At 69.2% G+C, this 1106-nt stretch carries 1 protein-coding gene; it reads right to left on the bottom strand.

Going from position 1 to position 1106, the window contains the following annotated elements:
- A complete protein-coding gene (locus AB0O00_RS40935) occupies positions 1-594 on the bottom strand; it encodes a hypothetical protein (RefSeq protein ID WP_363659731.1) in 594 nt (197 codons plus the stop codon).
- Positions 595-1106 lie beyond the last annotated feature (512 nt).

Below are 1106 nucleotides of genomic sequence, written 5' to 3' on the forward strand. Positions count from 1 at the left end.
TCAGAGCAGGACGAAGACGTTCTGACCGCTCTCGTGCACCGTCTTGTCGAAGTCGATCAGGTCGAAGACCTTGAGCATGATGCCCTCCTCGACCCCGGGTGGCGGGTTGCCGAGCGCGCAGTTGACGGTCAGCAGACCCTTGAAGTGCTTCCACGGCTCCTTGTCCGGGGTGAGGTCGACCAGCAGCTTCAGCCGGCCGCCGAAGAAGTTCGGTGGGGTGCCCTGCGGCGTGCCGTTCCCGAAGGACTCGAAGCTCTTGACCTCACGGACCTGGAAGGTCCCCGTCGCAACCTCGCCGGTCGCGGCCATCTTGTGCTTGAACGTCCCGCCACCGCTGGCCGCGCGCGGGTGCAGGCTGAACGCGCCGGTGCCCTCGACGGTCACCACGTCGCCGTTCGACGCCATCGCCTGGTCGCCCTCCGGCGCCCCGACGGCCTGGTGCAGGAAGTCGTCCCCGACGTGCCAGCCGTAGACGGCACCATCACAGTGCGACCGCTCGCACCCCGACGACGCCCCCGCAGCCTGCGCGAACCCGAGCATCGACGCGCACATCAGAGCCAGCGCCACCAGCGCCCGGCCAATCGACCATCTCATTCAGAATCTCCCTCCACATTTGCAACACAGCGTGACTGACAATCACGGTACGCATCCAGCTGGGGGGCGTCGCGCGCTACTCGACCGAACGCCTGAGCGGGTGTTCTGTGAGCAGCTGTCCGGTTTTAGCCTGGGGGGACAGGGCCAGGACGCCTTGGGTGCGGCACGGTGAAGAAACCGGGCCCAGGTTCGGCGAGGGCGCCGCGGCCCTCGGCCGAGAGGGAGTGGGACCGGCAGCCGTCCGTGGCTCCCAGGCGCCGGTCGGCCGTTGCGGATGGGAGCGCCATGGCTCATTACGGGAGACTTGCGGTTGCGGTTGCGGCCGGTGCGGGTGCCGTTGCCGCCGCCGCTGTCGGCGGCCTGGGCCTTGTGACGGGTGCCCTTGCGGCGCCGGATCTGGGAGTCGGCCGACGGATGCGCCCGCTCGGGCCGCAGACCGTCGATATCCGAGCCCCGCGTGAGGTCGTCTTCGACGTTGTGGCGCAGCCGTACCGCAGCCGGCCGACACGTGC

This window comes from Kitasatospora sp. NPDC093558, assembly GCF_040683475.1.
Taxonomy (GTDB): domain Bacteria; phylum Actinomycetota; class Actinomycetes; order Streptomycetales; family Streptomycetaceae; genus Kitasatospora.